At 58.6% G+C, this 25,970-nt stretch carries 32 protein-coding genes; 21 read left to right on the top strand and 11 right to left on the bottom strand.

The annotated features are described in order from the left end of the window. Positions 1 to 111: 111 nt before the first annotated feature. Complete coding sequence (locus tag NXC24_RS29315) at positions 112 to 636, bottom strand: hypothetical protein (RefSeq protein WP_104826864.1); 525 nt, start codon at positions 634 to 636, stop codon at positions 112 to 114. A gap of 245 nt (positions 637 to 881) precedes the next feature. Between NXC24_RS29315 and NXC24_RS29310 the strand changes: the two genes are divergently transcribed. Continuing rightward, the gene (locus NXC24_RS29310; RefSeq protein WP_104826863.1) at positions 882 to 1,157 is read left to right on the top strand and encodes a hypothetical protein; all 276 of its coding nucleotides are present in this window, start codon (positions 882 to 884) and stop codon (positions 1,155 to 1,157) included. 202 nt (positions 1,158 to 1,359) lie between these two features. On the opposite strand, the gene NXC24_RS29305 is transcribed toward NXC24_RS29310, so the two are convergent. Then, a complete protein-coding gene (locus tag NXC24_RS29305; protein ID WP_104826862.1) occupies positions 1,360 to 1,701 on the bottom strand; it encodes a DUF2934 domain-containing protein in 342 nt (113 codons plus the stop codon). 130 nt (positions 1,702 to 1,831) lie between these two features. Then, positions 1,832 to 2,641, bottom strand: coding sequence for a mechanosensitive ion channel domain-containing protein (locus NXC24_RS29300; protein ID WP_104826861.1), 810 nt, complete (start codon positions 2,639 to 2,641; stop codon positions 1,832 to 1,834). Between the two features lie 608 nt (positions 2,642 to 3,249). Between NXC24_RS29300 and NXC24_RS29295 the strand changes: the two genes are divergently transcribed. The 3 genes from NXC24_RS29295 to NXC24_RS29285 all read left to right on the top strand — a co-directional run bounded on the left by NXC24_RS29295 (position 3,250) and on the right by NXC24_RS29285 (position 5,038). Then, positions 3,250 to 3,495 carry a hypothetical protein gene (locus NXC24_RS29295; RefSeq protein ID WP_245464188.1) on the top strand — a complete coding sequence of 82 codons (246 nt, stop codon included), beginning with the start codon at positions 3,250 to 3,252 and terminating at the stop codon, positions 3,493 to 3,495. Between the two features lie 185 nt (positions 3,496 to 3,680). Further along, positions 3,681 to 4,265, top strand: a complete 585-nt coding sequence (locus NXC24_RS29290; protein WP_104826860.1) for an alpha/beta fold hydrolase — start codon at positions 3,681 to 3,683, stop codon at positions 4,263 to 4,265. 113 nt (positions 4,266 to 4,378) lie between these two features. Beyond that, complete coding sequence (locus NXC24_RS29285) at positions 4,379 to 5,038, top strand: peroxiredoxin (protein WP_104826859.1); 660 nt, start codon at positions 4,379 to 4,381, stop codon at positions 5,036 to 5,038. 191 nt (positions 5,039 to 5,229) lie between these two features. Here the strand turns inward: NXC24_RS29285 and NXC24_RS29280 are convergent, their stop codons facing one another. Continuing rightward, a complete protein-coding gene (locus NXC24_RS29280; RefSeq protein ID WP_104826858.1) occupies positions 5,230 to 5,982 on the bottom strand; it encodes a YoaK family protein in 753 nt (250 codons plus the stop codon). A 225-nt stretch (positions 5,983 to 6,207) separates the two neighbouring features. On the opposite strand from NXC24_RS29280, the gene NXC24_RS29275 reads away from it, so the two are divergent. After that, the gene (locus tag NXC24_RS29275) at positions 6,208 to 6,525 is read left to right on the top strand and encodes a DUF982 domain-containing protein (protein ID WP_104826857.1); all 318 of its coding nucleotides are present in this window, start codon (positions 6,208 to 6,210) and stop codon (positions 6,523 to 6,525) included. Between the two features lie 134 nt (positions 6,526 to 6,659). Continuing rightward, positions 6,660 to 6,890 (top strand): hypothetical protein, encoded by a 231-nt coding sequence (locus NXC24_RS29270; RefSeq protein ID WP_104826856.1) that lies wholly within the window; start codon positions 6,660 to 6,662, stop codon positions 6,888 to 6,890. A 36-nt stretch (positions 6,891 to 6,926) separates the two neighbouring features. Here NXC24_RS29270 and NXC24_RS29265 read toward each other — a convergent pair whose 3' ends face one another. Together NXC24_RS29265 and NXC24_RS29260 are read right to left on the bottom strand one after the other, a co-directional pair. Continuing rightward, positions 6,927 to 7,700: a TIGR01458 family HAD-type hydrolase gene (locus NXC24_RS29265; protein WP_104826855.1), complete on the bottom strand. Its 774-nt coding sequence runs from the start codon at positions 7,698 to 7,700 to the stop codon at positions 6,927 to 6,929. A gap of 142 nt (positions 7,701 to 7,842) precedes the next feature. Beyond that, complete coding sequence (locus NXC24_RS29260) at positions 7,843 to 8,289, bottom strand: MarR family transcriptional regulator (protein ID WP_104826854.1); 447 nt, start codon at positions 8,287 to 8,289, stop codon at positions 7,843 to 7,845. A gap of 138 nt (positions 8,290 to 8,427) precedes the next feature. Between NXC24_RS29260 and NXC24_RS29255 the strand changes: the two genes are divergently transcribed. After that, complete coding sequence (locus tag NXC24_RS29255; protein ID WP_199773652.1) at positions 8,428 to 9,402, top strand: alpha/beta hydrolase; 975 nt, start codon at positions 8,428 to 8,430, stop codon at positions 9,400 to 9,402. Positions 9,403 to 9,522: 120 nt separating this feature from the next. Here the strand turns inward: NXC24_RS29255 and NXC24_RS29250 are convergent, their stop codons facing one another. Further along, entirely contained in the window at positions 9,523 to 10,554 is a 1,032-nt protein-coding gene (locus NXC24_RS29250) for an aldo/keto reductase (protein WP_104826853.1), read from the bottom strand. A 225-nt stretch (positions 10,555 to 10,779) separates the two neighbouring features. After that, entirely contained in the window at positions 10,780 to 11,481 is a 702-nt protein-coding gene (locus NXC24_RS29245) for a GntR family transcriptional regulator (RefSeq protein WP_104826852.1), read from the bottom strand. A gap of 153 nt (positions 11,482 to 11,634) precedes the next feature. Here NXC24_RS29245 and uxuA point away from each other — a divergent pair, with 153 nt between their 5' ends. The 10 genes from uxuA (at position 11,635) to NXC24_RS29195 (ending at position 20,430) form a co-directional block, all read left to right on the top strand. Further along, on the top strand, positions 11,635 to 12,834 hold the full coding sequence (gene uxuA / locus NXC24_RS29240) for a mannonate dehydratase (protein WP_104826851.1): 1,200 nt from the start codon (positions 11,635 to 11,637) through the stop codon (positions 12,832 to 12,834). Beyond that, a complete protein-coding gene (locus tag NXC24_RS29235) occupies positions 12,834 to 14,240 on the top strand; it encodes a mannitol dehydrogenase family protein (protein WP_104826850.1) in 1,407 nt (468 codons plus the stop codon). The genes uxuA and NXC24_RS29235 overlap by 1 nt, the downstream gene beginning before the upstream one ends. A gap of 132 nt (positions 14,241 to 14,372) precedes the next feature. Continuing rightward, the gene (locus tag NXC24_RS29230; protein ID WP_104826849.1) at positions 14,373 to 15,395 is read left to right on the top strand and encodes a Zn-dependent oxidoreductase; all 1,023 of its coding nucleotides are present in this window, start codon (positions 14,373 to 14,375) and stop codon (positions 15,393 to 15,395) included. Positions 15,396 to 15,447: 52 nt separating this feature from the next. Next, entirely contained in the window at positions 15,448 to 16,257 is an 810-nt protein-coding gene (locus NXC24_RS29225) for a transporter substrate-binding domain-containing protein (RefSeq protein ID WP_104826848.1), read from the top strand. Between the two features lie 62 nt (positions 16,258 to 16,319). Beyond that, positions 16,320 to 16,994: an amino acid ABC transporter permease gene (locus tag NXC24_RS29220; protein WP_104826847.1), complete on the top strand. Its 675-nt coding sequence runs from the start codon at positions 16,320 to 16,322 to the stop codon at positions 16,992 to 16,994. Beyond that, the gene (locus NXC24_RS29215; protein ID WP_104826846.1) at positions 16,991 to 17,668 is read left to right on the top strand and encodes an amino acid ABC transporter permease; all 678 of its coding nucleotides are present in this window, start codon (positions 16,991 to 16,993) and stop codon (positions 17,666 to 17,668) included. Before NXC24_RS29220 ends, NXC24_RS29215 begins: the two co-directional genes overlap by 4 nt. Next, complete coding sequence (locus NXC24_RS29210; RefSeq protein WP_104826845.1) at positions 17,665 to 18,414, top strand: amino acid ABC transporter ATP-binding protein; 750 nt, start codon at positions 17,665 to 17,667, stop codon at positions 18,412 to 18,414. The genes NXC24_RS29215 and NXC24_RS29210 overlap by 4 nt, the downstream gene beginning before the upstream one ends. 4 nt (positions 18,415 to 18,418) lie before the next feature. Beyond that, entirely contained in the window at positions 18,419 to 19,096 is a 678-nt protein-coding gene (locus NXC24_RS29205; protein ID WP_104826844.1) for a GntR family transcriptional regulator, read from the top strand. A 101-nt stretch (positions 19,097 to 19,197) separates the two neighbouring features. Next, on the top strand, positions 19,198 to 19,734 hold the full coding sequence (gene recX, locus NXC24_RS29200; protein ID WP_104826843.1) for a recombination regulator RecX: 537 nt from the start codon (positions 19,198 to 19,200) through the stop codon (positions 19,732 to 19,734). Between the two features lie 96 nt (positions 19,735 to 19,830). Continuing rightward, positions 19,831 to 20,430: a DUF922 domain-containing protein gene (locus tag NXC24_RS29195; protein WP_104826842.1), complete on the top strand. Its 600-nt coding sequence runs from the start codon at positions 19,831 to 19,833 to the stop codon at positions 20,428 to 20,430. Between the two features lie 13 nt (positions 20,431 to 20,443). On the opposite strand, the gene NXC24_RS29190 is transcribed toward NXC24_RS29195, so the two are convergent. Next, positions 20,444 to 21,250: an IclR family transcriptional regulator gene (locus tag NXC24_RS29190; RefSeq protein WP_158704575.1), complete on the bottom strand. Its 807-nt coding sequence runs from the start codon at positions 21,248 to 21,250 to the stop codon at positions 20,444 to 20,446. A 152-nt stretch (positions 21,251 to 21,402) separates the two neighbouring features. Here NXC24_RS29190 and NXC24_RS29185 point away from each other — a divergent pair, with 152 nt between their 5' ends. The 4 genes from NXC24_RS29185 (at position 21,403) to NXC24_RS29170 (ending at position 24,473) form a co-directional block, all read left to right on the top strand. Beyond that, positions 21,403 to 22,278, top strand: a complete 876-nt coding sequence (locus NXC24_RS29185; protein ID WP_104826840.1) for a transporter substrate-binding domain-containing protein — start codon at positions 21,403 to 21,405, stop codon at positions 22,276 to 22,278. Between the two features lie 80 nt (positions 22,279 to 22,358). After that, positions 22,359 to 23,024 (top strand): amino acid ABC transporter permease, encoded by a 666-nt coding sequence (locus tag NXC24_RS29180; protein WP_104827894.1) that lies wholly within the window; start codon positions 22,359 to 22,361, stop codon positions 23,022 to 23,024. A gap of 1 nt (position 23,025) precedes the next feature. Further along, the gene (locus tag NXC24_RS29175; RefSeq protein ID WP_104826839.1) at positions 23,026 to 23,673 is read left to right on the top strand and encodes an amino acid ABC transporter permease; all 648 of its coding nucleotides are present in this window, start codon (positions 23,026 to 23,028) and stop codon (positions 23,671 to 23,673) included. Between the two features lie 5 nt (positions 23,674 to 23,678). Then, positions 23,679 to 24,473 carry an amino acid ABC transporter ATP-binding protein gene (locus tag NXC24_RS29170; RefSeq protein ID WP_104827893.1) on the top strand — a complete coding sequence of 265 codons (795 nt, stop codon included), beginning with the start codon at positions 23,679 to 23,681 and terminating at the stop codon, positions 24,471 to 24,473. Positions 24,474 to 24,535: 62 nt separating this feature from the next. Here NXC24_RS29170 and NXC24_RS29165 read toward each other — a convergent pair whose 3' ends face one another. Beyond that, entirely contained in the window at positions 24,536 to 24,955 is a 420-nt protein-coding gene (locus NXC24_RS29165; protein ID WP_104826838.1) for a heme-binding protein, read from the bottom strand. A gap of 279 nt (positions 24,956 to 25,234) precedes the next feature. After that, positions 25,235 to 25,960: a ribonuclease activity regulator RraA gene (locus NXC24_RS29160; protein ID WP_104827892.1), complete on the bottom strand. Its 726-nt coding sequence runs from the start codon at positions 25,958 to 25,960 to the stop codon at positions 25,235 to 25,237. Positions 25,961 to 25,970 lie beyond the last annotated feature (10 nt).

Here is a 25,970-nt window from a genome sequence, read left to right as displayed (position 1 = left end):
AGTTCCGAAAGGTCATGCCCGCGCCAATCTAACCTTTCGAGCATGGCTATCGATCGTTCAAACCACAGATGGACGCCGGCGGCGACCGGGGCGGGAGCGACTATTTGTTGGCTATCCAAATCCGACGGCATGCTGGAATGATCTGTCACCCTCATTGGGCTCCGGCGGTTCCGCCGCCTGAAGGTAGAATTTGACAGGCGCCGTCAGAACGAACCAAATACTTGCGCCGAACAAAAAATACGCGCCCACGGAATCGCCGGAGCCGGCGAAAAACGGAAGGCTGGCGGACATGAACAAGACAGTCATTCTCACTGACCATTCTGTTTCCCGTCTTGCGAAGGCATGTGTCCTAAGGCGCGCATATTCCCGCCGGCCATATGTATCGGCTTTTCTCATCGACAAATGGAGCTTCCAAACGGAAGGAAGTGCCAGCATGATGAGCGCTGCAGCGCTGACGAGGAATCCCGAGCCGTGTAGAAAGTGTTCAGCGGCAATCAAAAGAAACAGGAGTACGGCAAGGTGCCAAGTCGGCTCGAGCCGCTCTGGAGGTTGACCGGAATAAATGTGCCAGGCTCGAAGCCAGTTGGCTGCGCCATCGAGCAGTGGCTGATCGATGTAACGATTGATCCATTCCATTGCGTAAGTCGTCCCATTTGCCGGAGGAGAAGGGAACACCACGCAATTCCGTCATCATCGTGGCAAGATTAGTGATAAGCAATAAATGGCTGCCACCGAAGGCACCGCTGACGGCCGGAACTTGATGAACAGTCTGCCGTTTATAACCATCTCTCATCGGAGGACATCATGCAATTCACCGACATAGCTATCGCGTTCAATGGGGCGACCGCTCCAGTGGAATTCATCGGCGAAGGAGTCAAACTGTGAATACTGCCAACCTCCAACTCGAAGGTCTCCTCACCGCAGTCGCTTCAATCAACGCCCTTCTCGTCGACAGCGGCATCGTTTCTCGCAGAGAGATGCAGCAGGCGTTGGAACGAGCACAGCAAGGCGTCAATGGCGAGGCCCGAGGCCTTTCAGAAGCCAATCGAAAGGCCATGCTCTTTCCCATTCGCCTTCTGCTGCTTGCCAATGAGGACGATTTGGGGAGATCCAGGACATTTGCCGAATATGCGGAGGCAGTCGGCAAATCATCCTGAAGAATGCCTGATGTCCGAGACATGCCTGAGGAGAACCCGAGAGCTGCAGCCGCCGGGGCCGAAAGAATTTGCGGCCGATCATACCATTCCTATTTGCGCCAAACGGCGAGCGTTTGCACGAGGCCGTGCGTCGATATAGAACTCCATCGGCCAGTCACGAAGCTGCGGTCGAGCTAGAGGTGAATGTTGCGGGGCCGTCGTCCTAAGGCTGCTCTTGCGTCCCCGGCGCGGCCGTCCGTTCGTCCGCTTCTTCCAGATCGCTTTTTACCAGAAATGCGTCGGTATGTTTGCGGGCGGCTTCCCGTAATGCATCAAGTTTCGGCACGTCGTCGCCCTCGATCTCGATCTTATCGAGATGGAACTCGCCGCTGATCTGTCTTTCCGCACGTTCCCAGTGCTCGACGGCTCGACCTTCCGGTCTGCCTTCGTTCTCCCAGATGGCGTAAGCTCGCTCTCTGATTTCCTTTTCAAGGTCTCTTGTTGCCGGTTCCGCCGCTTTTGATTGATCGGCTGCTGGTGAATTGATGGGTGCGTTGTCTGCCATCGGTCATCTCCTTTTGCCTATCAAATCGACGTAAGGAGAGTATGTTCCGTGCCCACGCTTGCCTTTTGCTCGTTCACGGCAGATTTCTGCGACGGCAGGTCGTCGACTGGCGGCAAACGCGCTCCGCGATCTACTTGAGCAAGATGCCTTTGGCGGCAAGGCCTCGTCTCAGCCGCTCGATCATGGCGTGGCGCGTCTCCGACCATTCCCTCGTTTTCGCCCAGTATTCGATCATCAGGACCGTCTTATCGGCGGTAAGATCGTCCGAATAAACGCGGGACAGCGGATCCTTTTGCACCCGTTCGTCCGATCTGACGAGTTCGAGGATCGTCTGCATTACGATGTCGATATCGACATCGTTGCCGACCGCTACCGATAATTGCTGGCGCCGGCTGACCTCGCGGCTATGATTTTTGATCGGTGTATTCCAGAGCGTGGAATTTGGAGCCATCAGGTAGAGGCCGTCGGCCGTCTTCATCTCGGTGGCGAACAAGCCTATTTCGAGAATGCGTCCTTCGACGTTGGCAGTCTCGATATACTCACCGACGCGCAGCGGCCTCAGCACCAGAAGCATGATGCCGGCTGCAATGTTTTGAAGCGTGCCTTGCAGCGCCAAGCCGATCGCCAAGCCTGCAGCGCCCAGAGCAGCAACGATCGATGCGGTCTGGATGCCGAATTGCGCCAGTACTGCGACAAAGACAAAAATGAGAATGCTGTAGTGCAGCAGGTTTTCGAAAAAGCGCGCAAGCGTCTCATCGATCCCATGTATTCTCGACAGACCTTCATAGGCCCACCGACTTAAAACGCCGGACAGAATCCAGCCGGCGACGAGAAGAATGACGGCGCCGAGGATGGAGAAGCTATATTGTACAATCAGTGCCGCTGCTTGGCTGAAGGCGGCGCGGGCGGCGAGAATGAGATTGACCGGCTGATTTTCCATCGGAAAAGCATCCTTCCGAGATAGTGTCGACTTTGATTGGGTCTGAAATAGTTCGTTACCCCCGTTTTCAACCGAGATGTTGCGGTTTCTGTCGAGGCGAAGCTTAGCCCTGAGCAATATCGAGGACGGCGATGCACGAAACGCCGCTCCTTCACGGGCGCGCTGGCAAGCTTATTTCTACTTGGAGGATCAAGGCCTTCCGGCTGTCGCTCGGTGTATGACATGAGGGGCACGGAACATGAAAAGAACTCGCTGCCCTCTGGCGGATAGCGGCGAGTTCTCTTCATTCAGTCCGCCGCAAAGCACTCATCTTTCCGCTTTGTGGCTGCACGAAATTCTTCGACTCAGCACCGCCCCGAATTCCGCAGAATACTTGCCACATGCCGGGGCATCCAAACAGTCGCTAATAGGTATTAGCGCGTTCGGTTCAATCGGGGTACCGATGGTTGGTCCAATCAACCGCGCGGCGGCCGCACGTCGAAGCCCTGCGTCGGACGGCTACTCGGGGTGGCGCAGTTCGAGAACAGATTTCCCCCTTTCGTAGCAAGGAAAGATGCTCGTTCCTTTTATCTACTATTCTTATAGAGAATATTGGTGAGCGGTCTTGGATGACCGATAGGGCAGACGGCTTGGTTCTGCGTGACGAGATCAACGAGATGGAGGATCGCATGAAATTCGATTTCATCAGCCGCTTGAAGATAGTTTTCCGCCGTCTTGCACCTCACCAGTCGGGCAAGCCTGGCGCTCTGAGGACATCTGTCGAAAGAACGATCACGTCGGGTGAAAGCCACGATCCATCGGCGCGCGATTACGAGCTCTATTATTGGTGCTCCACGCCGGCGCCCTGGTATTGAGAGGAAACCCGCTATGGCATTAGCCTTCGATCTGCGACGACCGGTTGCGAACCGGTTTCCGAGCGACATTCGATCCCATCTTGTTCATGGTATCGAAGTTTTCTCCGTTATTTCGTCCTTCCTGTTTTTGTTCGCGTTTGTGGCGGGCGTATTCTGATGCCTCAAAGCATAATCATGGACATGCGATGAGCAGAGTGCTGATCTTGCCGGGTCTGTTCGGATCGGAGGAAGGGCATTGGCAGCGTTACTGGCTGCAGGATCAGCCGGACGGGCGCCTGGTGGATCAGGACGATTGGGATCACCCGAACTTTTGCGATTGGATGGCGAGGCTTGAGGCAGCGCTTGAAGAGGCAGGAGAAGCCTACATCGTTGCCCACAGCCTCGGCTGCCTCCTGGCAGCGCGGCTGGCGGGCCGGACGGCGGCGCGACACGTCAAAGGCGCGCTGCTCGTTGCGCCTTGCGATCTTCCGGCAACCGAGGCGCTGCATGCGGGACATATTTCTTTCGGAGCCATGCCCACCGAGGCCTTGCCTTTTCCCAGCATGACGATCGGCAGTCTGAACGACATATACATGACGCTTGACCGCCTTACGATGTTCGGGCACCTCTGGAATTCCGATATCCGGAATATCGGCCTTGCGGGCCATATCAATGTCGCGAGCGGCTTCGGGCGCTGGCCGAGCGGATACGGCTTGCTGGAGATGCTGAAGGCGCGGGCTAAACACTGGAGACCCCGAAGGTCTATGTCCACGACTGCCGCGACCGCCTAAAAGGAGGACTTTTCTTCGGATGCATTAGGCGGCATCCTGCGATTAGATTTTAACCCAACGTTCGCCGCCAAAAATTTGCAAGAGACGACGAGCCCCTATTTGGAGGATCCACCATGAGCCTGCGTATCAATGATATCGCACCCGACTTTACCGCCGAGACGACCCGCGGGCCGATCCAATTCCACGACTGGATTGGCAATGGCTGGGCAGTGCTGTTCTCGCATCCCAAGAACTTCACGCCGGTCTGCACGACCGAGCTCGGAGCAATGGCGGGCCTTGAGCAGGATTTTGCCAAGCGCGGCGTCAAGATCATCGGCATTTCCGTCGATCCGGTCGAGAGCCACAGCAAGTGGAAGGGCGACATCAAGACGGCGACCGGCTTCGATGTCGACTATCCGCTGATCGGCGATAAGGACCTCAACGTCGCCAAGCTCTATGACATGCTGCCTGCCGGCGCGGGTGAAAGCTCGGAGGGCCGCACGCCCGCCGACAACGCCACCGTGCGCTCGGTCTTCGTCATCGGCCCCGACAAGAAGATCAAGCTGATCCTCACCTATCCGATGACGACCGGCCGCAACTTCAACGAAATCCTGCGTGCTATCGATTCCATTCAATTGACGGCGAAGCATCAGGTCGCCACGCCGGCGAACTGGCAGCAGGGCGAAGATGTCATCATCACGGCCGCCGTTTCCAACGAGGACGCCATCACACGCTTTGGCTCGTTCGATACGGTTCTGCCCTATCTTCGCAAGACGAAGCAGCCGTCGGCCTAAGCGGCCCGCATCCGGGAACGTCGGCTCGATCTGAGCCGCGTTCCCATTCCATCGAGGGGTCGCCAATTCGCTCCCTATTTAATGTTCTTGTTTAACAATAGAAATTTCTTGTATTGCGCTGTTATTGAATGATTTTCATGATAGCTGCGTATGCGGAAAGCCGAATTTAGCTTTCCGGGCGCCTCGCGGGCTCACCGATTTATGTCAGATGGAAAGGTGCCAGGAGCGGAGAGGGTCGATTTCGCCCGCCGAATTGCATCCAGTGCAATCATCGTCAACAACGCTGCGGCCAGAATGAGAAGGTAGCCGCCGACGGCGCGATAGATGACGACGCCCAGAATGCCGCCGATCAGGAAAGCGGCAATGGTGTAGAGATGCAGCCGGAGCTTGGTCAGATTGTGCCGCGCCTCGGTCTTGGGCTCGCGTCCGCATAGAATGTCGAAGGCGATCCCGAGCTCGATTCCGAGATCGGTGGCCATGCCTGAGACATGTGTGGTGCGCACGCGGGCATCGGAGATGCGGGTGACGACGGCATTTTGCACGCCCATCAGGAACGCAAGGCCGAGAACGAGAACCGGCACACGCCAGATGGCCAGCAGCCAGAGATCCGCGCAGCCGAGGAGGGCAAGCAGTCCCGCTTCGGTCAGGATGCTATAGGCGTAAATGGCATAGACGTTACGGCGGCGGCCTTCGTTGATGATCAGCGTCGAGACTGCCGCGCCAAGTATGAACGCCACCACGATCCCGCCATAGAACAGGGCGGAGAGCCACTGGCCAATCGCCAGATCATCGGAAAGCGTGGAGACGTTGCCCGTCATATTGGCGGAGAAGAAGCCGACGGCATAGAAAGCCGATGCGTTCAAGGCGCCGGCGATGGCGGCAAGCGAAGCCGCAAGGCCGCGATCGATCTTTTCGTTACGATGAGAACCCTGTCTTACGAGCATATGTTGAGAGCTATTGGCGTGACGGCATGTGTGAACGCTCTCAGCTTACCCACAGGCGCCGAGTCTTTACAAGCGGCGGTTTCGATCGTGCTGGACTCTGCCGGGCGCGCTTGGGTTAGGGCCGCCGCATCTCCAAATGCCGTCGGCGCTCCCTTGAAGATGAAGGGGACTGGGCAATATTCATAGTTCAGAGCGATTGGGACGGCATTCGACTGGAGGAAGAAAATGTTGAACAACAACGTTCCCTGGATACGGTCCGTCAGCATCCGGTTGCAATGCGGTTTGGAGCGGAGTTTCTCCGGCGCATACGATGCTTTGGATTTCCTCGAAAATGAATGGCCACTCCGACACGGAAAGCGGTATGATCGCGCAATCAAGTCATGCCACGGAGCGTTGAATGGCGTGATCCCCTCGATCGTCGCACGTGAGGCGTTTCTCGCAGCGTGCCTGGAGGCAGATATGCCGGCGGTCATTTCGCCTCGCAAGGCGATGCCGCAACTGGCTTCCGGACCTTCGCGGCCAATGCGCTCCACCAGGATTTGAGGCAGATGGCTCCGCCTGAGGGCGGAGTTCTGAGCAGCGGGTACAGGTATCACCGTTAAACGCCCAACGAACGGAGCAAAATCTCTCCGGTTGGCGATGTCCGATATCATCGACGTTACAGGTTGGAGAAGACAATGCCTCCCGAAGAGATGAACGACGTGCTGACGAAGCTGCCGCTCCGGATCGGTGCCTATGTGCCCGAAGACTTGCTTGAAGATTGGTTTGCCCCGGGGACCGGCATGAACCCGGTGAGCAAGGCGGCCCTCGACAATGCCGAAGCCTATGGCCGGCGCTTCGAATGCGAATTCAAATATTATCCAGAACGCTCTGAGGGCGTGTTTTGGAAATTTGTACCGGCGATGTAGAAGCAGCTCACGTTCACGGCACGTATATGACCCTGGTTAAATGCCGCGCTTGGCGATGATCCAATCGACCGCTGGGGAAATATCATCCACCGTTGCGGTTGGAGAAGGCTTGAAACGATTCTCGTCCTCACGACGGTATTTGCCCGTACGGACCAGCAACGCGCAGGAGATTCCGGCCTGCAAGGCTCCCGCGACGTCGTTTTCCGCATCGTCGCCCACCATCACCGCTTCCGTTTTCGAGCAATGCATGCTGTTGAGCGCGGACAGAAAGAAATCGGGTGAGGGTTTCCCCAAGATGACGGCACGCTTCTGACTTGCGAACTCAAGCGCCGTCACAAACGCGCCCGCATCGAGACTAAGTTTTCCGTCCGCATCTTTGAAAGCCCTGTTCGGTGCGAGCGCCAGGAAGTCCGCGCCCTCAATCAATTCTCGAAATGCCCTATTCAGCGTCCGGTAATCGAAAATCTCGCCTGCATCGCCAACAACAACAGCCTTGCCTTTGCTACCCGTCAGGTCATGAAAATCCGGCACAAGATCGGGATGGACTAGGAGGTGGGGCGATTGCTCATGTCGACCAAGCCACTCGCGGGCCGCTTGCGCGGGAGTGAACAACTCATCGCTTTTGATTGAAAGTCCGAACCGGGCAAGTCGGTCCAGAATGGCCTGCTTGCTTGAGCGTGTCGTGTTGCTCACGAAGCGCACGGGAAGGCCGGCCTCGTGCAGGCGGGCGACAGCAGATGTTGCGCCCGTTATGAGGTCCTCGCCATCGTAAATGACGCCGACTAGATCAAGAAGCACTCCGCTGATCATCGAAGCAGATTACCTTTCTTCATGTCATCCGGGCTTTGCTGCTTACACTTCCGCTTGTTCTCCGCGATTTCAACTGGGGCGCTGGCGAAATGTTCCGGAATGTCGGACTCGATGGAGCCGTTGTTGGGCAATTCGATGCCGGCTATTGCTCTCCGCCGAGCATCTTCTGTAGTTCCCGGATTTGCTGGTTCAATGCGTCCAACTGCTCAGGCGTCATGCCCGAGCGCGCCATCAAGGTTTCGCCCAGGCAGCGACTCCGGGCGAAGAGGTCGCCGCCGGCTCCCGTCAGCCAAACATGGACCTGGCGTTCGTCGATCTTGCTGCGTCGGCGTTCGACAAAGCCCGCCTGTTCCAGGCGCTGCACCGGGGGGGTGATGGTGCTCGACTCTAGTGCGAGACGGTCGGCGATCGCGCCGACCGTCAGCCCATCATTTTCACCCAAGGTGCATAAGACCAGATATTGCGGATAGGTGATGCCCATCGAATCCAGCATCGGCTTGTACGTTCGATTGATAGCTATGCTTGCAGAATACAGCGAAAAGCAAAGCTGATTGTCCAACGGGACAGGCGTGGGTTCTGACATAGACATCTTCCAATTGCGCTCATCCTTTCTATATTACGAAAAATTATATCGCGATAAATTTTTATGGACAAGGATTCGAAATGGCTTTAAGCATATAGATATCGCGATAATAAATAGTGCGATATAAATTAAATGGAGATTGAAATGAGCCAGTCGATCAATCAAGCTACCCGCCGAGGCGTTATGACGGCCGGCCTTGGCCTGGCCGCTACAGCGGTTGTCATGCCCTTCGCGCAAACTGCACAAGCCTCTCCCGTAAAACAATCTTCGAAAGGTAAGGACATCATGAGCAGCAGCACGATTACGACCAAGGATGGAACGCAGATCTTCTACAAGGACTGGGGCACAGGTCAGCCGATCGTCTTTCATCATGGCTGGCCGCTGAGCGCCGATGATTGGGACGCGCAGATGCTGTTTTTCCTGCACCAGGGCTTCCGTGTCATCGCCCATGACCGTCGGGGTCATGGCCGATCGAGCCAGACGGCGACCGGCAACGAAATGGATACCTATGCCGCCGATGTCGCAGAGCTCGCAGCTCACCTCGACCTGAAGGGCGCCATCCACGTCGGTCATTCGACCGGCGGTGGCGAAGTCGCCCGCTATGTGGCCCAACATGGCGGCAACGGCCGGGTCTCCAAGGCGGTGCTGATTGGCGCGGTTCCGCCGATCATGGTCAAGTCCGAGAAAAATCCGGGTGGTTTGCCGATCGAGGTGTTCGACGGTTTCCGCGCCGCACTTGCCGCCAACCGCGCCCAGTTCTTTCACGATATTCCGGCCGGCCCGTTCTATGGCTTCAATCGTCCGGGTGCGACTGTCTCTGAAGGCATCATCGATAACTGGTGGCGTCAGGGCATGATGGGTGGCGCCAAGGCTCACTACGATTGCATCAAGGCCTTCTCGGAAACCGACTTCACGGAAGACCTGAAGAAGATCGATGTGCCGGTGCTGGTGATGCACGGCGACGACGACCAGATCGTCCCGATCGCGGATTCGGCGCTTCTGTCGTCCAAGCTGCTCAAGAATGCGACGTTGAAGGTCTACAAGGACCTTCCACACGGCATGGCGACCACCCATGCTGACGTCATCAACGCCGACCTGCTTGCCTTCTTCAAGGCGTAACGATCCTCAGAAAAAGAGAGCGCTCGCCGGGAGGCGGGCGCTCTTGGGGCAATGACCCAGGCACTTCACTTCGGCCACGGCTGGCGGAGAAGCAATGCTCTTCCGACGTCACACCATATATTATCGGCCGCCTTCGATCTTGCGATGACGCTGATTGGCGCCGCCCTTGCCGTAGGGGTAGTCAGACGGCTGCGGTGCGCTGACCTCGTTGAGCCTGCCCATCTCCGCCTCCGATAGAGTCAGTTCCGCCGCACCGAGATTGTCGGCAAGCTGTGCGGGCGTGCGGGCGCCGAGGATGACGGAGGTCACGGCGGGCCGTGCTGCCGTCCAGGCGAGCGCTACCTGTGCCATGCTGACGCCGCGTGCCTTGGCGATCTCTTCGACGGCGGCGATAATCGCCCAGGTCCGTTCCTGCGCATTACGTGCCGCGTAGGATTCGCTGCCGCGGTTGGGGTTTTCACCGAGGCGAGTTGCGCCGGTCGGCATATGGTCACGCTTGTACTTGCCGGTCAGCCAGCCGCCGCCGAGTGGCGACCAGGGGAGCAGGCCCATGCCGGCATCCTGGCAGGCCGCGACGATTTCAAGCTCGATATCGCGAGCAAGCAGGTTGTATTGCGGCTGAAGCGTAACCGGCCGCGTATAGCCGCGCGCCTTGGCAATTTCGACGGCCTTGGCGATGTGCCAACCGACATAGTTGGAGAAACCGTAATAGCTGATCTTGCCGGCAGAGACGGCGTCATCGAGGAAGCCTAGCGTCTCTTCGATCGGCGTCAGTGCGTCCCAGGCATGCATTTGATAGAGGTCGATATGTTCAACATCGAGGCGCCGAAGCGAGTCATTCAGAGCTTGGTTGAGATGCCGGCGTGACAGACCGATATCGTTCGGCCCGTTGCCCATCGGAAAGCGTCCCTTGGTGGCGATGATTGCCTGCCGCGCTTCGGTCGGCCGCGCTTTCAGCCAGCGTCCGATGATCTCCTCCGATTTGCCGGCACTGTAGACATCGGCGGTGTCGATGAAATTGCCGCCCCAGGCGAAATAATCGTCCAGCAATATGTGAGATTCCGCTTCGTCGGCCTCCGCACCGAAGGTCATGGTGCCAAGGCAATATGCAGTAACGACAGCCCCGCTGGGACCGAGCTTGCGATAATCCATTCCTGCCTCCTCTGGTGGGAGCACCTGCATCCGATCCGCAAAGCGGCCAGCAGAGCGAGAGCCCCGTGATCTATAGCGATGTTGTGCTTGGGACGGCCTCCGGCCATCGAATGACATTCGACGCTTTGCGCTTCAGCGCAAGGGCCGCCACGGAACAATAGCCAATCATACCGCTGCGACCAAGTGGGTCTGCAAAATAAGCCGCACCGCTCTCGGCGGGACGGATCAATCAAAAATCTCAGGTCTTCGCGCCAACAGAGAGTCGATGGTGCGGAAGACCTGCTGCAGATGTTTGGCCATGTGTTTTTTGGCAGCCGAAGCATTGCCCGCTTCGATCGCGGTCACGATTGCCAGATGCTGTTCGTAGAGCTCGGCCAGGTGCCCCGGCTCGGGCAGGCTTAGGACACGAACGCGGTCAAGCTGGCCTTTGACATTCTGGATGACCTTCCAGGCCCGTGTCAGATTGACGGATACGGACAGGATGAAATGGAAATTTTCATCCTCCGCCAAGAATCCGTCCAGGTCGCTGTTGTCGACCGCGCGCTTCTGTCGCGCCAGGCTTTCATGCAGGCGAGCGACGACGGCGGGATCGGACATTTCGGTCACGCGCGCGACAACGGCTACCTCAAGCGCCTCGCGAATGAACTGTGCCTCCAGAACTTCCGAAACACGGATCGGCGCAACGAATGTGCCACGCTGGGGAAAGATATCGACCAGCCCATCCTCGGCGAGCTTGATCAGCGCTTCACGAACGGGCGTGCGGCTGACGCCGAGCATGAGGGCAAGCTCCTTTTCGCTCAAGGCCTGCTTGGGCGCGAGGCGGAGATTGAGGATCGACTGGCGAATATTGCCATAGATCTGCGGCGCCATCGGCAGTTTCGGATCGATTGCAAGCAGGGATGACGGTTTTCTATCGGTCAGAGCCAATGATGTTCTCCTGTACGGGTGGAACGCTTTTAGCACAGAGGCGTGACGGCGCGCACTGACCAGCTTCATTGACATGTTACCATGGTAGTGTATTTGAATCGAGAGCGATTGTTGCCTGGTTTGGTGGCGTAGGTTTTCAAGGGAAAAGTCAGGATGAGACATACGTGGAGATGGTTTGGACCGATCGACAAGGTCAGCGTCAGGGATGCCGTTCAGGCTGGCGCGGATGGCATCGTCAGCTCCCTCCATCATATTCCGACGGGTATGGCCTGGCCGCTGGAGGAAATTCGCAAGCGGCAGGATGAGATCCGGCAGGGCGGATTAGAGTGGGAGCTAGTCGAGAGCATCCCGGTTTCCGAAAGCATCAAGACCATGTCCGGCGATTGGAAAGGCCATGTGAAGGCGTGGGCGGAGACTCTCCGACGTCTGGCCGAAGCAGGAATTTCAACGGTCTGCTACAATTTCATGCCGGTTCTCGACTGGACCCGTACCGACCTACGCTGGACGACGCCCAGCGGCGCAAAAACCATGCGCTTCGATCTTGTCGATTTCATCGCCTTCGATCTGCATATTCTTCAGCGCCCGGATGCGGCGGCCGATTATTCCGCGGAATTGGTGGAGGCTGCCGCCCGGCGCTTTGCCGAGATGCCGGAAGAAGAGCGCTCGGTGCTTTCGCGCAGCGTCGGGGCCGGACTTCCCGGGCAGGCGGAAGCCTATACCCTGTCCGAATTACGCGCCGAACTCGCGCGCTACAGCGCCATTGATGCTGACCGCCTTCGCGGCAATCTGGTCGACTTCCTGTCCGAGGTTGTGCCGGTCGCCGAGGAGTTGGGCATGCGGCTCTGCGCCCATGGAGACGATCCGCCATGGCCGCTTCTCGGCCTGCCGCGCATTCTCTCGACCGAAGAGGACTATGCGCGCATCCTGAAGGCCGTGGACACCCCGGCCAACGGCGTTACCTTCTGCACCGGCTCGCTCGGCGCGCGCGGAGACAACGACCTGCCGGCGATGATCTCGCGGCTGGCCTCGCGAATCCATTTCGTTCATCTGCGCAATGTCCGCCGCGAAACGACGGCGCAGCCGGGTTCCTTCTTCGAGGACGAACATCTTGAGGGAAATGCCGATATGGTCGCGGTGATCGCCGCGATCCTTTCGGAAGAGCGGCGGCGCAAAGCCGAGGGGCGCGCGGATCATACGATTTTCATGCGGCCAGATCACGGCCAGGAAATCCTGGATGACTTGGCGCGCGGGGCCCAGCCGGGCTATCCTGCCATCGGCCGGTTGAAAGGCCTCGCAGAACTGCGGGGCATCGAGCGTGCCTTGTCACACCCTCAATATGGATTGGCCCGCTGATGGAACGATTGAATGCCCGCACGCAACCACATGATTCAATTCAGTCTCCCGCTTATGACCGGCAGGTTTTGAAGCCCGGGATCGTTCATATAGGTCTTGGCGCCTTTCACCGCGCGCATCAGGCGGTTTATACGGATGCGGCGCTGGCTCACGCATTTGGAAACTGGGGCATTGTCGGCGTCAGCCTGCGGTCGACCGAGATCGCCCATGATATGCAGGCGCAGGACTGCCTTTACAGCGTTGTTGCGCGTGACCGCTCCGGCGATAGCGTCCGGGTTGTCGGCTCGATCGTCGAGGCGCTTGCGGCCAGCGAAGATGGAGAGGCTGTCCTTGCGAGGCTCGCCGATCCGGCCGTCCATGTCGTGACGCTGACCGTCAGCGAAAAGGCCTATGGCATCGATCCCGTCGGCGGCGGAATTGATCATGCCCATCCCGCAATTGCCAACGATCTGAAATCGCCGGCCCGCCCTTGGGGCGTTATCGGTTACTTGACCGAAGGACTTGCCCGGCGGCGGGATAGGGGTCTGCCGCCGTTCACCGTGCTTTGCTGCGATAACCTGCCGAGCAATGGCCGCATCGTCCGCCGTCTTGTGACTGAGATGGCGCAAATGCGCGATCCCAACCTTGCTGCCTGGATCACGGAAAAAGTGTCCTTTCCCTGCAGCATGGTGGATCGCATCGTTCCGGCCGCAACGGCGGAAACCCGAGCCCGAGCCGAAAGGCTGTTGGGAGTGGAGGACAGGCTGTCGATCGAAGCGGAGACCTTCTCGCAATGGGTGATCGAGGATGATTTCGTTTCGGATCGCCCCGTCTGGGAGGCGGGCGGCGCGCTCTTTGTCAAGGATGTCGAGCCCTACGAGAAAATGAAGCTGCGGCTGCTCAACGGTTCGCACTCCCTGATCGCCTATCTCGGGCAATTGCAGAAGCTCGAATTCGTCCGCGACGTCATGAGTGTGCCGGAGAATGTCGCGCTGGTCCGGCGGCACATGCAGGCGGCGGTGCGCACGCTCGATCCCGTGCCCGGTATCGATCTTGCCCACTATATGGATCAGTTGGTGGAGCGTTTCGCCAACCCGGCCATCGCGCATCGCACGCTGCAGATCGCCATGGACGGCTCGCAGAAACTGCCGCAGCGGCTTTTCCAGCCCGCCGTCGACGCCCTTTCTTCGGGGAGCGACGGAGCGGAGTTCGCCTTTGCTACGGCTGTCTGGATAGCCTTTCTCAAGCGGGCCGATACTCTGGACGATCCGCGCGCCAGCGAACTGTTGAAGGCCGCGGCGGACACGGGGCATCCGGACGACGAAACAGCCTCCTTCTTTGCTGTGCCGGGGCTTTTCCCGGGGGAACTACAGGCAAACAGGGCCTGGCGTGACCTGGTGAATTCGCTTCTGGAATCCTTTCTTTGAGACGAGAGGCGCTTTGTCGGTGACAGCCTAAAAAACAGCCTTGCGCCTCCCAGCATTCTTGGATACAAGTATGCAAGCTTCACATAAGCCGCCTCTTTGAGGCGTGGCCCGTGGTGGGAGCAGGGAGGATACATGGTTGCGATAGCGGTACGCGCGCCTCATCGGCTGGCGTTGGAGGACGAAAATTCTTCCGGAGAATTGGCGCCGGGCGAAGTTTCGATCCGCGTCAGCCGCGCCGGCATTTGCGGTTCGGACATACACATCCTGCACGGCTCGAACCCGTTCGTCGTCTATCCCCGTATCATTGGGCATGAGTTTGCCGGCACGGTGGAAGCGATCGGTGCCGGCGTTTCGCGCCTTACAGTCGGGGATCATGTGGTCGCCGATCCCGTCATTTCCTGCGGAAAGTGCCATCCCTGCCGCATCGGCCGATCGAATGTCTGCGCCAATCTGCAGGTGATCGGCGTTCACCGCGATGGCGGCTTCCGGTCGGTGGCCGTCGTACCGGAAGACAATGCGGTAAAGGTTTCATCGTCCCTCGGTTTCGACATAGCCGCTCTTGCCGAGCCGCTGGCGGTTGCCGCGAATGTGCTGGCGAGAACGGGCTGCGGCCCCGAAGATGCGGTGTTGATTTATGGCGCTGGCACGGTCGGCCTGACTGTGCTGCAGGTCGCCAAAATGAAGGGCGCGCGCTGCATCGTTGCCGATATCGATGACAAGCGGCTTGAGCGTGCTCGTGAATTTGGCGCCGACCTCGTGTTCAATTCTTTGGAAAAGTCCGTTCCGGACATGGTTGCCGGCGAGCTGGACGGGCTCGGCCCATCGGTCGTTATCGATGGTGCGGGAATCCCTTACCTGCTTGAGGAAGCATGCCGTGTCGCCGCGCCTGCCGGCAGGATCGGATTGCTCGGATTTTCCTCCGCGCCTTGCAATGTCAGCCAACAGGAGATCGTCCGCAAGGAGCTGAGCCTCGTCGGTTCTCGTCTCAATCGCCGTTTCATTCCAGAGGTGGTCGGCTGGTTGGAAAGCGGCGCGCTCAAGCCGAATGCGATGATCACGCAGACCTTTGCCGCTGCCGACGCGGCGGCCGCCTTTGATCTCATCGAACAGCATCCCGAGCAGACACTCAAAGTGCAGCTCGCCTTCGATGCCTAATCACCGCCGCTTAGCGGAAGCATTCAACCCAATGACCTGGGAGGGTATATCCATGTTCTTGAGACGCGCATTTTTGGGTCTTCTTAGTGGTCTGGCGATCGCCGCAACCGTTTCGGTTCCGGCCTTCGCGGAATCCGGCAGTGTTCTTCAGTCGATTCTTTCCAACGGCAAGCTTCGCGTCGCCGTGCTCGGCAGCCTGCCGCCTTATGCAACCGTCGGCGCTGACGGCGTGCCTGTCGGCTACGACATCGAAATCGCGAAAAAGCTGGCGGCGGCATTGAAGGTCGATCCTGAATTCGTCGTTACCGATATTCCAAGCCGCGTAACGTCGCTGCAGACCGGCAAGGTCGACGTGACGATCGCCGACTTCACCCGCAATGTCGAGCGCTCGACGTCGGTTGCTTTTTCGAACCCCTATGTGGTGACGAATATGCGGCTGCTTGTGCCGGCAAGCGCGCCCTATAAGACGATCGATGAGGCCAATGCCGCCAAGATTCGCGTTGCTATTTCCCGCGGCGGTACGGCGGAGCGCGCCGTGCCGGCCCATATGCCCAACGCCCAGCTCGTCCGTTTCAACACCCAAGCCGACGAACTCAGCGCTCTGCTGTCCGGACAGGTCGACGCAATGGCGGAAGACGATTTCTACAACCGCAAGGCCATCAGCGACAACGCGGGCAAGCTTCGTCAGGTCGACGGTTCGCTCGCACGCGCCGAAATTGCCATCGGTGTACCGGCGGGCGATGCCGATTGGCTGCGGGTCGTCAACCTGTTCGTCGACCAGTTCAACGCGTCCGGCGACAACAAGGCGCTTTTCAAGACGTGGTTCGGCTTCGACCAGCCGGCGCTGCAGGCACAATATTGATCCAAAGGGAGCGGCCTTGAGCCGCTCCACCATCCCGCGGAGAGGACTTGGCGGAGGGGACCATGCACTACACGCTCCAGTTTCGCAGCATTCGCGAATATCTGCCACTTCTCTGGGATGCCGCGCAGACTACGCTGAACCTTTCGATCCTCGCGATCGTCCTCAGCGTGATCATCGGCTGCGGATTGGCAATCATGCGGCGCAGCCAGAGCCGCCTCTCGCGCGTCTTGGCGATCACCTATATCGAGATCATGCGGAACACGCCGCTTCTGGTCATTCTCTATATCGTCTATTTCGCGCTTCCCGCCATGGGATTGCGGTTCTCTTCCTTCACCGCCGCCTTGATCGGATTGACGCTCAACAGCGCCGGCTACATGGCAGAAATCATCCGCGCGGGGCTTGTCGCCATCGCGCATGGCCAATTCGAAGCGGCGCGGGCGCAGGGTTTCAACCCCGTCCAGACCTATCGCCATATCATTCTGCCGCAGGTCTTTCGGGTCATCTACGCCCCGCTCGGCAATCAGGTGATCGCAGTCATCCTTGCCTCCTCACTCGCTTCCGCGGTCGCCGTGGAGGATGTGGCCTCGTGGATGCAGACGGTCGGCTCCACCTCCTTCCGGTTCTTTGAAACTTTCTTGGTGGCGGCGGGCGTCTATCTGGTTCTTTGCCAGGCGGTGAACCTCATGCGCCTTGCGATCGGCCGCATGCTTTTCAGGGATAATGGTGCGCGCCGATGAATCACGACCTGTTTTCCTTTCTGCCGCTTTTTCTAAAGGCGGCCGCACTCACGATCTGGTTGTCATGGCTGGCTCTGATGATCGGTGCCGTCGCGGGTGGCTTCGTGGCGCTGGCGCGGACGTCCCGCTGGTGGCCGCTAAGAGTGGTGGCTCTGCTTTTTGTCGAATTCTTTCGGTCCATTCCGATCCTGATTGTGCTGTTCTTTGCCTATTTCGGCCTGCCGGTTATGTTTGGGGTTGATATTTCGACCTTTATGGCGGCGACCCTTGCGCTGGCGCTGCACGCCACGGCCACGATGTCCGAGGTCATGCGCGCTGGCATCGAGAGCGTGGGACGCGGCCAATGGGAAGCCGCGCAATCCTCGGGAATGACCTTTGCTCAGACCATGCGGCATGTGGTCGGCCCGCAGGCATTGAGGGTCGTCCTGCCGCCTTCGGTCGGTGTCTATGTGACGACGCTGAAGGAGTCCTCGCTCGCCTCGATCATCGGCTATGTCGAATTGACCAAGACCGGTCTTCTGGTCCGCGAAAGCACGGGCGGCAGTTTCGCGCCGCTGCTGATGCTCGGCGTCCTTTATTTCCTCATCAACTATGGAATCTCGCTGGCGGGAGGCGCGCTTGAGCGGCGCTACAACGTCGGAACGAAGCTCATGCTCGCGGGAGGCGGACAATGACGCAGGCAGTCCTCGAATTCGACAATGTGGTGAAGCGCTTTGGCAAGCGCACCATTCTCGATGGTATTTCCATGCAGGTACAGCCGGGTGAGATCGTCTGCTTCATCGGCCCTTCCGGCACCGGCAAATCGACGCTGCTGCGTTGTGTTAATGGATTGGAAGACATCCAGGGCGGCGAGATCCGCTTCGAGGGCCGGCCGGTGCTTGCGCATGAACGCGGCGCGATCACCAGCGTCCGCCGCCGGATCGGCATGATTTTTCAGCACTTCAACCTTTATCCGCATCTGACCGCTCTGCAAAATGTCGTGCTCGCCTCAGTGGTCGTGCATAAACAGGATCGGAAGACGGTCGAAGCGCGTGCAAAAGCTCTGTTCGAACGGGTGCGCCTGTCCCACCGGATGAATGCCTATCCGGCACAGATGTCGGGAGGCGAGCAGCAGCGGGTGGCGATCGCCCGTGCCCTTTGCGCCGAGCCGCACATCTTGCTGTTCGACGAGCCGACCTCGGCGCTCGACCCGGAAACCGTCGGCGAGGTTCTCGGCGTCATGCGCGACCTTGCTCGCGAGGGCCGCACAATGCTAGTCGTCACGCACGAAATCCGTTTCGCCGCCGATGTCGGCACACGGATGATTTTCATGGACGAAGGCAAGATCGTGGAAGACCGGGAACCTCGCGCGCTGATCGCAAATCCGAGCAGTGACCGAGCCCGGCGCTTCCTGAGCACCATCACAGCAGAGGCGCATTGAACCGATGGTCGTATCACCAATCCGCCCACGGATGAGCATCAAGGACCTTTATGACGTCCTTTATATGCGGATACTGACCGGCGAACTTCGGCCGGGCGCGGCTATTTCGGAAACACGGATCGCCGACGAGGTCGGCTTGAGCCGAACGCCGGTTCGGCAGGTGTTTCAAAGGCTGGCGGATGCAGGCTTTCTGGTCGTCGTGCCGCAGGTCGGCACCTATGTTGCACCCATCGAAATCAGCGCGGTTCGGGACGCGCAGTTCGTGCGCGAAATGCTGGAATGCAGCGCCGTCGCCGAAGCCGCCACGTCACCCGTGGCGGACAAGGAAGCGCGGCTGCACCGGTTTTTGGAAGATCAACGGCGGCTGATCGGCAAGGGCGATCACATCGGCTTTTTCCTGTCTGACGAGGCGATGCACCGGGCACTGATGGAAATCGCCGGGCATCCCCATGTCTGGGGCATGATCGCGTCGGCAAAAGTGTCCCTCGACCGTCTTCGCTATCTATCGCTCGAGCGGATCGATTGGCTGGAGATGATCTTTCGTCAACACGAGGATTTGGTCCATCGCGTCGTCACGGGTGATCCGGATGGGGCGACCAAGGTGATGCAAGCCCATTTGCGCACCGCTTTTGCCGCCATCGAACGGATCGCCGCGGAAAATGCAGATTTCTTCGCGGAATAGTGTTCAGGTGCGCAAGGGGATTTCGTTGCGAAAACAGGGTGCATGACGTAGACACCTTCACCTCGAAACTCCGTTTTTCTGATTCTGAACATCCTCTGCCCATGGATCAAACTCCTACGCCCCGAATGCTGGCCTGGGCACGCAATTCGACGATCTATCGCCTTGAACGCAAGATGATGACCGAGAAGCAGTTGTTCGATGCGATCACGAGAAAAGCGAAACAGAAGTTTGAAGACATCAGCGATGCGCAGATCAAGGCCGTCGCTGATTTCGCGGTCCAGTTCGCTTATGACCAGAACGCCCTTAATGACGTCGCCTTTGCCGAGATCAGCACGCGGTCCGCGATGCGCTCCGGCAAATCAAGGAAGGCCATTGGCTACAAGCTCGCTTCGAAAGGCATAGACAGCAACACGGTGATGACGGCGTTGGACGCCACGAACGACTTGTTCGCGGCCATCATCTTTGCCCGCAAACGCGGCTTCGGGCCATTTCGGAGAGATGAGCCCGATGAGAAGCGAAAGGCAAAAGAACTGTCCGCATTCGCCCGCAACGGATTTGGCTTCGAGATCGGCAAGGCGATTTTCCATATGAGCCGGCAGGAGGCCGAAGAACTCCTGCAGTCATCGCCGGTCGTCTGAGCGGGACGAGTTTGTTCGGATTCTCATCGTCCGATTGAAAGCGGCATTTGCACCCGGTAGTTTCGCCGGCATTGGGCATTGTTCATGGGGATTTGCATGAAGGCAGGCGTTCGATTTTGTGTGCTGACAGTGTGTTTTGCATCATTGCCGATGGTTGCGCACGCCCAGTGGCAGGCCGTCGAGAAGGTGAAGACCTATGCCATTGCTGGCAAGTCTGGCGCGGATCTTTATGAATCGATCGGCGAGAAAGGGCCTGAGGTTGGCGGTGGAGCGCGCGCTATCGCACACACGGGTTTCAAGCTGACCTGGACGAGGAAATACGAACCGCAGGGCGATTCCTGCGTCCTAGTTTCCGCACAACCGAAGCTGACAATCACCTACACGTTGCCCAAGCCTGCGGAGCAGTTGCCGGTCTCGACCAAGAGAAGCTGGGAGACGTTTATCGCAGGCGTGCACAGACATGAGCTCGTGCATGGCGAGATGATCAAGGACATGGTGAAGGAGATTGAGACCGTGAGCGTCGGCCTCAGTGCCGCCGACGATCCTGAGTGCCAGAAGATCAGGAGTGATCTGACGAAGCGCCTGTCCGAGATTTCCGACAGACAGCGTCAGCGAGCCCGGGATTTCGACAAAACCGAACTCAGCGACGGCGGCAATCTGCAGCAGCTCGTGCTGAAATTGGTGCGGGAACAATAGGCCCCGTTGGGATCTATTGAGCCGCGGTCAGATAGTTGTTGCCGATCGAAAGGCCTTCCGCGGTGCGAACGAGCTCTGCGCCCAGGGCCGTTTTGTGGTCCTCCGAAACATCGATCGGCAGGACGAAGCAGATGGTCGCTTCGACGATGCCGTTCGAGTTCCAGATGGGGGCGGCCATGCATTGGGTGAAGCTGTTGATCAAGCCCGTGGTGACGATCAGCTTCTTTTTCTTGGCCTCGCTGCATTCGCGGGCGAAATCCTCAAGGTCGACCGAGCGTCCGTCGGGAAGGGTCAGGTCGCCTTCCTCCAGCAATCTGCCGATTTCTTCTTTCGGCAGATGCGATAGCAAAAGCCTTCCCGATGCCGTCCAGGGGATCGGTACCTGCGATCCGATCTCCGAGCTGATGCGGAGCGGGCGCGAACCTGGGGCGGCATGGACGATCGCCTGCTTGTTCCTGTGGCGCACACAGAGCTCGCTCGTCTCGCCGGTCTGTTTCGAGAGTCGCTCGACTGCTTCCCTGCCGCGAATAATGATGTCGTTTTCCTGCAGGTAACGCGTGCCATAGAGATAAAGCAGCTTGCCGAAATAGACCCTATTGTCGCTGCCGTTCGTCTCCAGAATACCCGCATCAGAGAGGATGCCAACGAGATCGTAGATCGTCGATCGCGGTGCGTCGATTGCTTTCGGCAGATCGGCGAGCCGCACCGGTTGCCCGGCCCTGTTCAGATAAGCGAGCAATTTCAAGACTCTATCGATACCGCGCTCACGAGGTCCATGGGCCTCCCGGGTCTTTCGCGCACCTTCGTCGTTCGAAACCATGCCAGAAATGCTCCATTGCTGCCGCTCTGGCATTGCGCCAGCGCCAAAATCGGTATATCGTCCTAAATATAAGAAACGTGTCTTATATATAAGACGGAAGCTTGAAAAACAAGCTCGACTACGGGAACTTTATCTCAAACGCGGAGGCTTACATGAACGATATTTCGCAGCGTCGTGATTTTTTGAAGCTGGGCCTGGGTGGCTTGGCGGTCGGTACTGCCGTTGGCCTGATGGCCAGCAGCGAAGAGGCGGCGGCGCAGGCAGCCAGCGACAGCCTGCTGCGCACGGTGCTGGATCGAGGCCACCTGATTGTGGGCACCGGCAGCACCAACGCTCCCTGGCATTTTGAGAACGATGCCGGAGAGCTGGTCGGCATGGACATCACCATGGGCCGCATTCTTGCCAAGGGCCTGTTCGACGATGAAACCAAGGTCGAATTCGTCAAGCAGGATGCGCAGCAGCGCATTCCGAACATCGTTACCGGCAAGGTCGACATTACCATCCAGTTCATGACGATGTCGGCGCAGCGTGCGCAGCTCATCAATTTCTCCCGGCCCTACTATGTCGAAGGCGTCGCGCTGCTGACCCGTCCGGACGCCGACAACAAGACCTTTGACAAGCTCCTGGCCGGGGGCAGTAGCACGCGCGTTTCCATTCTCCAGAACGTCGACGCGGAAAAGACCATTCACCTCGTTCTGCCGGATGCGCAGGTCATGCAGATCGACACCCAGGCGAACGTTCTACAGGCTTTGGAAGCAAAGCGTGTCGATGCGGCCGCGGTCGATCTGTCGACCGTGCGCTGGCTTTCCTCGCGCAATCCCGATCGTTATTTCGATGCGGGCAAGCAGTGGAACAGCATGCTTTACGGCGCCGGCGTCCGTCAGGGCGATCTCGACTGGCTGTATTTCGTCAATACGACGTTCAACACCGCCATGTTCGGCCATGAATCGGCGCTCTATGATGCTGCTTTCAAGGAATATTTCGGCCTGGATGCGCCGGTGCGCAAACCGGGTTTCCCGACCATCTGATCTGGACGGAGCCAGCGCGGCTTCGGCTGGCGCTGGCTCCGTCGCAGACATCGATCGCTTAGCGGGAGATAATGGCCGGCATGGGCTATCACCTGAATTTCAATCTTATCTGGCGACACATCGACAAGCTGTGGGGCGGGCTTCTGCTCAGCCTCGAGCTGGCGGTCATTTCCATTGCCATTGGTGCCTTGATAGGGCTCGTCCTCGCTATCTGGTACGTATCGGCCGGCAAAATTGTGCGCCGTTTCATCGCCGCTTACGTCGAGTTCATCCGCAATGTGCCGTTGATCCTGCTCGTCTATCTCGTCTTTTATGGACTTCCGACCGCTGTGAACATCGCCTATAGCGCGACGACCTCCTTCGTCATCACCTTGTCGGTCTATGCTGGTGCCTATCTCGTTGAGGTGTTCCGATCCGGTCTCGAAGCCGTGCCGCGGGGCCAGATCGATGCGGGCAAGGCGATCGGGCTGACGCCGTTGCAGCGTCTCCTTTACGTCCGCCTGCCGACGATGACACGCATCACCTTGCCTGCGCTGTCCAACACGTTCATCTCTTTGTTCAAGGATACGTCGGTCGCCTCGGTCATCGCGGTTCCGGAGCTCACCTACGGAGCGCAATGGATCAATTTCAACACCTTCCGCATCGTAGAGGTCTACATCATCGCGACCCTGATGTATCTCGTCACCGGTTACCTCATCTTGTTCGGCCTGCGACGGCTGGAAGGTCATTTCAGGGTGGAGCGCTAGTATGGCTGCGATCGTCTATGCTCTGCCGTTCCTTCTGAAGGGCCTGCTGATCACGCTTTGGGTCTCCGCAATTGTCGTCGCGCTTTCGCTTTGCATCGGCATCGTCTTTGGGGTCGGGCTGATCTACGGCCCCTGGCCGATCAAGCTGCTGGTGCGCTTCTTCAGCGATTGTATCAGAGGCATTCCAATCCTCGTTCTCATCTTCATCGTCTATTATGGATTTCCAGCACTCGGCCTGCATATCGTTGCCTTTTGGGCCGGTGTGGTCGCCTTGACGCTGTTCAAATCGGCCCAGGTCGTCGAATACGTGCGCGGCGCCGTTCTCTCCATTCCCAAGGGACAGATGGAAGCCGGCATGGCCATCGGCCTGACTTTTGTTCAGCGCCTGCGCTATGTCATTTTCCCGCAGGCGACACGCCGCTTTCTGCCGCCCTGGATCAATGGCGTGACCGATGCGGTCAAAGGAAGTGCTCTGATTTCGTTGCTCGGCATCGTTGACCTCATGCAGTCGATCAACGAAGTGATCGGCCGGACCTATGAGGCCATGCCGCTCTACCTTCTCGGAGCCTTCATCTACTTCGCGATCAACTACAGTCTCTCCAGCCTGAGCCGGAGAATGGAGCGCCGCTACTCCTACATCAGGGATTGACCGTCATGAACAATATACAAGCTGCCACGCCGCTCCTTAGAATACGCAATGTCGCCAAGGCATTTGGACCCGTCCAGGTTCTGCATTCCATCGATATGGATGTCGCCAAAGGCGAGGTGGTCTCGGTCATCGGCCCTTCGGGCAGCGGCAAGACCACGCTTCTGCGCTGCGTGAACTTTCTCGAAAGCTATGACAGCGGCTCGATCCAGATCGATGGCGCCGAGGTCGGCTATCGGGACGGCACCAATCAGCAGCGCCGTGGCGAGAAGGACCTGGCGCGCATGCGCGCCGAAACGGGCATGGTCTTCCAAAGCTTCAATCTCTTTCCGCATCTGACTGCCGCGGAAAATGTGATGCTCGGCCTTCAGAAGGTCCGGGGCAAGCCGAAGAAGGAGGCGCGGGAGATAGCCGAGCATTGGCTCAGCCGCGTGGGACTCGGACACCGCATCAATAATCTGCCGTCGGAATTGTCGGGTGGTCAGCAGCAGCGCGTCGGCATCGCCCGCGCCGTGGCCATGGACCCAAAGATCCTGCTGTTAGACGAAATCACCTCTGCGCTCGATCCGGAACTGGTGAACGAGGTTCTCGATGTTGTCAGGCAATTGGCGGAGGAGGGCATGACGATGCTGATGGTCACCCATGAGATCGCCTTTGCCAGGGACGCCAGCGACCGCATCGTCTTCATGGCTGATGGAAAAGTGTCCGCTCAGGGAGCGCCGAAGGATCTTCCGGCGCTCGTGGCGGAGAATGAACGGCTGAAGGCTTTCTTGTCCCGCTTCCATGCGGCTGCGGCCGTCTGAGATTGAACGGGAGAATGGGGACACGCGCCGTTCGCAAATGGCCGGACTGGGAGAAGCCTGTCTTAAACGGCATCGGCTCCAATGGCAGCAAGTGCGGCGCGGGCGACCTCGAAATCCTGATCGCCTGTGCCCGACCCTACGCCGATCGCGCCAGCAAGCCGGCCGCCGAAACGGATGGGCAGGCCGCCCGGCAGATGCGTGACGCCGCCTTGCGAGGCGATGCCGGCGGCGGTGCCGAATTCGAAGGAGATGGCGCCGGTCGGCGCATTGATCGAGGCGGCGGTGCGGGCCTTGGCGCGAGCCGTATGCATGCTTAGATATTTTGCGCCATCCATCCGGATGCTCGCGATGGTTTCGCCGCTCGCGTCGACAATAAAGACACACTGCGGAATGCCGATCTTCTCGGCATGGGCGATCGCTGCCGCAAGAGCCTGCATTGCGCCGGCATGGGACAGGGCCAGGGTTTCGCGTGTGACGGACATGGGCTTGTAACTCCTCAACTATCAAATTCTCGCGGCAAAGATCGGCTGCCTGTAGCTAGACCGTTATGCGCATAATTGGCAATGCCAAGAGGCGAGGCCGCCAACACCCGTGCGCAGCCAAGGGCAACGAATTTTCAGACGACACCAAAAGAAGGGGTCCTCATAGATCAAATTAGATAATATCGATAATATATTGATATAATTATTTATTCTCAAAAATAATCCCGTCCCCGTAATCGGTGACGGGATTTCGGTTCGACATAGCGCTGAAGACGCCGATCAGCGTCCTTTCTGCTTCCTCCACTCGGCGAACTTGACCTTCGGCGCGTCGCTGGTTGCCGGGTAAAGTCCGATGATGGTCGCGCCGTTAAGGACTTCCTCGGTGACGAAATCCTCGTAAGCGGTCATTTCGACAGTCTCATCGGCGATTTCGTCGGCGAGGTGGGCCGGGATGACGATGACGCCCTCATTGTCGCCGACAAGAACATCGCCGGGGAAAACCGCGACATCGCCACAGCCGATCGGTCCATTTATTTCGATCGCCTGATGCAGAGTCAGGTTTGTCGGCGCGGACGGGCGGTGATGATAGGCGGGAATGTCGAGATTGGCGATTTCCGGGCTGTCGCGAAAACCGCCATCGGTCACGACGCCGGCGACGCCCCGCACCTGCAGCCGCGATATCAGGATCGAGCCGGCCGAGGCCGCGCGTGCATCCTTGCGGCTATCCATCACGAGGACGGCGCCGGGCGGGCACGCTTCCACTGCCGCGCGCTGCGGATGTTCAGGGTTGCGGAAGACCTCGATCGTGTTCAGATCTTCGCGCGCGGGGATGTAGCGCAGCGTGAAGGCCTGGCCGACCATGTTCGCTTTCTTCGGTGACAGCGGGCGAACATCCTGGATGAATTGGTTGCGAAGGCCGCGCTTGAAAAGCGCCGTGGCGATCGTCGGCGTGGCAACGCCCATAAGCTTGCTGCGGGTCTCGCTACTCAACACGTAATTGCTCATGATATCGTCC

This window comes from Rhizobium sp. NXC24, assembly GCF_002944315.1.
GTDB lineage: Bacteria > Pseudomonadota > Alphaproteobacteria > Rhizobiales > Rhizobiaceae > Rhizobium.
This window is presented reverse-complemented; position numbering and strand designations above follow the sequence as displayed.

What these genes read in the sequence shown, in the direction of transcription:
- NXC24_RS29315 (WP_104826864.1), bottom strand. Translation starts at nt 636, where the DNA reads ATGGAATGGATCAATCGTTACATCGATCAGCCACTGCTCGATGGCGCA.
- NXC24_RS29305 (WP_104826862.1), bottom strand. Translation starts at nt 1,701, where the DNA reads ATGGCAGACAACGCACCCATCAATTCACCAGCAGCCGATCAATCAAAA.
- NXC24_RS29300 (WP_104826861.1), bottom strand. Translation starts at nt 2,641, where the DNA reads ATGGAAAATCAGCCGGTCAATCTCATTCTCGCCGCCCGCGCCGCCTTC.
- NXC24_RS29295 (WP_245464188.1), top strand. Translation starts at nt 3,250, where the DNA reads ATGACCGATAGGGCAGACGGCTTGGTTCTGCGTGACGAGATCAACGAG.
- NXC24_RS29290 (WP_104826860.1), top strand. Translation starts at nt 3,681, where the DNA reads ATGAGCAGAGTGCTGATCTTGCCGGGTCTGTTCGGATCGGAGGAAGGG.
- NXC24_RS29285 (WP_104826859.1), top strand. Translation starts at nt 4,379, where the DNA reads ATGAGCCTGCGTATCAATGATATCGCACCCGACTTTACCGCCGAGACG.
- NXC24_RS29280 (WP_104826858.1), bottom strand. Translation starts at nt 5,982, where the DNA reads ATGCTCGTAAGACAGGGTTCTCATCGTAACGAAAAGATCGATCGCGGC.
- NXC24_RS29275 (WP_104826857.1), top strand. Translation starts at nt 6,208, where the DNA reads ATGTTGAACAACAACGTTCCCTGGATACGGTCCGTCAGCATCCGGTTG.
- NXC24_RS29270 (WP_104826856.1), top strand. Translation starts at nt 6,660, where the DNA reads ATGCCTCCCGAAGAGATGAACGACGTGCTGACGAAGCTGCCGCTCCGG.
- NXC24_RS29265 (WP_104826855.1), bottom strand. Translation starts at nt 7,700, where the DNA reads ATGATCAGCGGAGTGCTTCTTGATCTAGTCGGCGTCATTTACGATGGC.
- NXC24_RS29260 (WP_104826854.1), bottom strand. Translation starts at nt 8,289, where the DNA reads ATGTCTATGTCAGAACCCACGCCTGTCCCGTTGGACAATCAGCTTTGC.
- NXC24_RS29255 (WP_199773652.1), top strand. Translation starts at nt 8,428, where the DNA reads ATGAGCCAGTCGATCAATCAAGCTACCCGCCGAGGCGTTATGACGGCC.
- NXC24_RS29250 (WP_104826853.1), bottom strand. Translation starts at nt 10,554, where the DNA reads ATGGATTATCGCAAGCTCGGTCCCAGCGGGGCTGTCGTTACTGCATAT.
- uxuA (WP_104826851.1), top strand. Translation starts at nt 11,635, where the DNA reads ATGAGACATACGTGGAGATGGTTTGGACCGATCGACAAGGTCAGCGTC.
- NXC24_RS29235 (WP_104826850.1), top strand. Translation starts at nt 12,834, where the DNA reads ATGGAACGATTGAATGCCCGCACGCAACCACATGATTCAATTCAGTCT.
- NXC24_RS29230 (WP_104826849.1), top strand. Translation starts at nt 14,373, where the DNA reads ATGGTTGCGATAGCGGTACGCGCGCCTCATCGGCTGGCGTTGGAGGAC.
- NXC24_RS29225 (WP_104826848.1), top strand. Translation starts at nt 15,448, where the DNA reads ATGTTCTTGAGACGCGCATTTTTGGGTCTTCTTAGTGGTCTGGCGATC.
- NXC24_RS29220 (WP_104826847.1), top strand. Translation starts at nt 16,320, where the DNA reads ATGCACTACACGCTCCAGTTTCGCAGCATTCGCGAATATCTGCCACTT.
- NXC24_RS29215 (WP_104826846.1), top strand. Translation starts at nt 16,991, where the DNA reads ATGAATCACGACCTGTTTTCCTTTCTGCCGCTTTTTCTAAAGGCGGCC.
- NXC24_RS29210 (WP_104826845.1), top strand. Translation starts at nt 17,665, where the DNA reads ATGACGCAGGCAGTCCTCGAATTCGACAATGTGGTGAAGCGCTTTGGC.
- NXC24_RS29205 (WP_104826844.1), top strand. Translation starts at nt 18,419, where the DNA reads ATGGTCGTATCACCAATCCGCCCACGGATGAGCATCAAGGACCTTTAT.
- recX (WP_104826843.1), top strand. Translation starts at nt 19,198, where the DNA reads ATGGATCAAACTCCTACGCCCCGAATGCTGGCCTGGGCACGCAATTCG.
- NXC24_RS29195 (WP_104826842.1), top strand. Translation starts at nt 19,831, where the DNA reads ATGAAGGCAGGCGTTCGATTTTGTGTGCTGACAGTGTGTTTTGCATCA.
- NXC24_RS29190 (WP_158704575.1), bottom strand. Translation starts at nt 21,250, where the DNA reads ATGGTTTCGAACGACGAAGGTGCGCGAAAGACCCGGGAGGCCCATGGA.
- NXC24_RS29185 (WP_104826840.1), top strand. Translation starts at nt 21,403, where the DNA reads ATGAACGATATTTCGCAGCGTCGTGATTTTTTGAAGCTGGGCCTGGGT.
- NXC24_RS29180 (WP_104827894.1), top strand. Translation starts at nt 22,359, where the DNA reads ATGGGCTATCACCTGAATTTCAATCTTATCTGGCGACACATCGACAAG.
- NXC24_RS29175 (WP_104826839.1), top strand. Translation starts at nt 23,026, where the DNA reads ATGGCTGCGATCGTCTATGCTCTGCCGTTCCTTCTGAAGGGCCTGCTG.
- NXC24_RS29170 (WP_104827893.1), top strand. Translation starts at nt 23,679, where the DNA reads ATGAACAATATACAAGCTGCCACGCCGCTCCTTAGAATACGCAATGTC.
- NXC24_RS29165 (WP_104826838.1), bottom strand. Translation starts at nt 24,955, where the DNA reads ATGTCCGTCACACGCGAAACCCTGGCCCTGTCCCATGCCGGCGCAATG.
- NXC24_RS29160 (WP_104827892.1), bottom strand. Translation starts at nt 25,960, where the DNA reads ATGAGCAATTACGTGTTGAGTAGCGAGACCCGCAGCAAGCTTATGGGC.